Source organism: Mycobacterium sp. SMC-21 (assembly GCF_045310825.1).
Classification (GTDB): domain Bacteria; phylum Actinomycetota; class Actinomycetes; order Mycobacteriales; family Mycobacteriaceae; genus Mycobacterium.
In genome coordinates this window covers 1-2911 of the sequence record NZ_JBJIAO010000081.1, presented here as the reverse complement: position 1 = coordinate 2911, position 2911 = coordinate 1, and the positions used below count along the sequence as shown (strand labels likewise).

Here is a 2911-nt window from a genome sequence, read left to right as displayed (position 1 = left end):
GGCCGACAACCCGGCCACCCCGACCGGAACGGAGGTCGCCTGAAAAACACCAATCCACAGGTATTGACAATTACTCTACACGTCCATCGACGACTGCTAGTGCTCAGCACGACGGCCCACCAGTGGCCCACTTGAACGGGCAACTGCCCTTTGAAGACGAGCTGGATGAGAGAAGCGAAACCACAGACTAGCTGCGGTTTCTTGATGGTGGCCAGGGCCGGGATCGAACCGGCGACCTTCCGCTTTTCAGGCGGACGAGATAGCCACTGACCTGCGGTTTATCTGAGTCTATGCGTCATATGCGCCGCATTGAGCTGCGCTGACGTATTCAGTCTGTCCGACGAACGGACATAAACCGGACACGGTGCATGCACTCCTGTCCAGGAGCTTTCGTGCTGTCGCGTGCGTCGTGGGCAGCTTCGGCGGCTCCGGGGAGCAGGCACCCCGATGCCCAGCATCGCACAATCAGCCAACGGACCGACACCGTCGACAAACAGCGCGACATCGGCATCCGAACAATCGCCGTTTGGGCTCGGTTCTACCGGAACCTCGGTTGGCGGTAGGTCGCGAGCGCCCGAGGCCGCCAGGCCGCAGGGCGGGAGAGCGCCAGCGTTCGGCCGTACGTCAACCGAGGCTCCGGGCCTCAACTCGGACACGGCCGGCGGGCTTGTTATATGTGCCAAAAATGTCCGCGAGTCCATTGACGACGAAATCGCAACCGGCGAGCTGCGAGCGATCGACGCATTGGGGCTCCGATTCCCGAGCCCCGAGATGGTCACGGCCGCTGCGGCATTGTTCGAACCAGCGGCTGCGTGGGCGCATAGTCGCGGGCGTCGAGGCACTGAACCGGAATCAGGCAGGTTCCGCATCACCATCGGCCCCGGTGTCGTTCGGCTTGGTTGGACGAATCCTGTTCGGACCGAGAAAGCCGCCGAACGAGCTGTCGTTCACCACCAATGCGACGTTGACGATGCCAAGCTACGTATCAAAGCTGACCTCGAACGCGAAGCCGAACACAGCGATCAGGCCGTCGTGTCTGTGACGCGGCGGAGCCCTACGGGCGGCGATGAACACGGCACTGGCAGCGTCATCACTGAATGGTCTCGCAAGTCGCGGTCGGCAATGTGCCGCACCTTCGCCGAGCTCGACTACAGCCCACTGGTGGAATCCGGCCGAATCCCGGCCATGGTGACACTCACCTATCCCGGAGACTGGGAAACCGTCACGCCAACTGGAGCCAGCGTGAAACGGCACATGACATTGTGGCGCAAACGCTTTCAACGCGAGTACGGCGAGCCGGCCCGCTACATCTGGAAGTTGGAATTTCAACGACGGGGCGCACCCCATATTCATCTGTGGATGGCGCCACCAACGTCGCCAGGCCGCTCGGGACTCGGCTTCGCTCAATGGCTTTCCGACACATGGGCTCAGGTTGTCAACCATCCCGACCCCGTGCAGAAGGCCCGGCACCGACTGGCCGGCACCGCGATCGACGTGCTCAGCGGACTTAGGGCCTGTGACCCAAAGCGACTGGCAATCTACTTCACCAAGCATTCGTCACCAAACATGCACGGCGACAAGGAATACCAGCACATAGTGCCCGAACTCTGGCAGCGGCCAGGGCGCGGTCCCGGCAGGTTCTGGGGTGTGTACGGACTCAAGAAAGCCCTCGTCGTAGTCGAGGTCGCACAGGATGCGTACCTGGCGGCTCGTCGTATCGTGCGGAGGTGGTCACGGAGTCAGGCTGTGTACGGCGATTCGCGCAGCCACTTCCCCACTGCAGTGGCGCCACGAATGGCAGTGCGGCTGGTTCCGCGCGTCGATCATGAGACCGGCGTCGTCGCCCATCGGCGAGTTCGGCGACGACGAATGCTCTGTAACCAAGGCGGCCTGGCTGGTGGGTACGCACTCGTCAACGACGGACCGACATTCGCCGCTCAGCTCGCCCGTGCGATCTCGTAAACCCCAGTTGCACTGGCCAACTCGCTATATTTCATCAGCCAGCTCCTCGGCACGTTCTCGATCGACCTGCGTGATTTCGTCGGGGATTTCGTCGACAATGCTCCACCTGAGATCGTCGATCTTGGAGCGACGAGCCAATTCGACGCAAGCACTGATGCCTTCGGGGTGCAGACCATATCCATTCAAATGGCAATGCCAGCGCAGAGATTCAGTCTCAGTGTCGGCGAGATCATCGAAGCTGGTACCAATCTCGCCCGCGTCTCTGGATGCTCTGTTTTCGATGAACTCGTTGCACTGGTTCTCGGTCCAAGTAGGCGGAAACTCTAACCGCGACCGATACAACGCTGTGATCGCCTCTTCCAGCTCCAAGTACCCGTAGTGAACTACCCCAGGTTATGTTCCGATCCGTATTGGAGGATTGGAATCATGCCGAAGCAGTATCCGCCGGAGATCGCGTTATCGGCACTTGACCCGACGCCACCCATAGACTGGGTGACCTCCAAGTCACGGCAGAGGTTCGCGAAATCCCTTGAGGTGTACTGACTTCCGTGATCTGTGTGGAACACTGCACCGGTCAGGGAGCCGCGCAGCGCCGCAGCGGCTTTGAGGGCATCTTCGACCAGTTCGGTGCGCATGTGCTCGGCGATCGCCCACCCCGCCACCCGTCCGGAGAAGCAGTCGATCACGGTCGCCAGATACAGATTCGAACCGCTTGCCAATGGCAGGTAGGTGATGTCGCCGACGTACTTGACGTTGGGTGCCGCGGCGGTGAAGTCCCGGTTGAGCAGGTCCGGGACTTTCTGTTTGGCCGGATCCGGCGTGGTGGTCTTCACCCGTCGCCGGCGGCGGTAGCCGGCGATCCCGGCACTGCGCATGACCCGGGCCACCCGCTTGTGGTTGACCCGCTCACCGTCGGGTGCACCGTCGTTGAGTTCAGCGGTGATCCGCG

Annotated in this window: 2 protein-coding genes, 1 tRNA gene and 1 pseudogene; 1 reads left to right on the top strand and 3 read right to left on the bottom strand. The window is 61.6% G+C overall.

Annotation, left to right across the window (positions count from 1 at the left end):
• Nucleotides 1-205: 205 nt before the first annotated feature.
• Nucleotides 206-273: transfer RNA gene (locus ACJH6H_RS29545), tRNA-Phe, on the bottom strand.
• Between the two features lie 174 nt (nt 274-447).
• Here ACJH6H_RS29545 and ACJH6H_RS29540 point away from each other — a divergent pair.
• Nucleotides 448-1962: a hypothetical protein gene (locus tag ACJH6H_RS29540; RefSeq protein ID WP_406776372.1), complete on the top strand. Its 1515-nt coding sequence runs from the start codon at nt 448-450 to the stop codon at nt 1960-1962.
• 24 nt (nt 1963-1986) lie between these two features.
• Here the strand turns inward: ACJH6H_RS29540 and ACJH6H_RS29535 are convergent, their stop codons facing one another.
• Both ACJH6H_RS29535 and ACJH6H_RS29530 read right to left on the bottom strand, forming a co-directional pair.
• The gene (locus ACJH6H_RS29535; protein ID WP_406776371.1) at nt 1987-2331 is read right to left on the bottom strand and encodes a hypothetical protein; all 345 of its coding nucleotides are present in this window, start codon (nt 2329-2331) and stop codon (nt 1987-1989) included.
• Nucleotides 2332-2399: 68 nt separating this feature from the next.
• Nucleotides 2400-2911, bottom strand: a pseudogene (locus ACJH6H_RS29530) (IS3 family transposase); the annotation flags it as partial.